This is a genomic window from Haloferax sp. KTX1 (assembly GCF_902410085.1).
GTDB classification, from domain to species: domain Archaea; phylum Halobacteriota; class Halobacteria; order Halobacteriales; family Haloferacaceae; genus Haloferax; species Haloferax massiliensis.
In genome coordinates, this window is the sequence record NZ_CABPRH010000362.1 from 1 (window position 1) to 385 (window position 385).

The 385-nt window shown below is 62.3% G+C and carries 1 protein-coding gene; it reads right to left on the reverse strand.

Going from position 1 to position 385, the window contains the following annotated elements; all coding sequences use genetic code 11:
* Positions 1 to 385 (reverse strand): RNA-binding domain-containing protein (locus FY251_RS22205; protein WP_148417040.1); only part of this gene is annotated, 385 nt, incomplete at both ends.

Sequence of the window (385 nt, forward strand, 5' to 3'; positions counted from 1 at the left end):
CCGGCTGGCCGTCCTCGGTCGGCGGTGCGACGTAGTCGATGTACTCCTCGGCCGTCGGTTCGTGGACGGTCACGTTCACATGGATGTCGCCCAGTTCAGAGGGGTCACCGACCGCGAAGTTGATTCGGCCTTCGAACGCCGCTTGCTTCTTCACGTCGAACGCGAAGGTGTCGCCCTCTAGATTATCGAAGAAGACCGACCGGGCTGTATCCAGGATTTCCCGCCGGTGGAGCAGCTCGGAGAACCCGTCCATCGTGTGGACTTCGGCGACGAGTGCACCCTGCTGGTGAGTCGGGTCAGCCTCAGGGAAGAGATTCCGGACCGCGTCAGCGACCCGGTCGGTCACTTCAGTGTCGTTGACGGGGACTTCGATTCGGATGTCGAC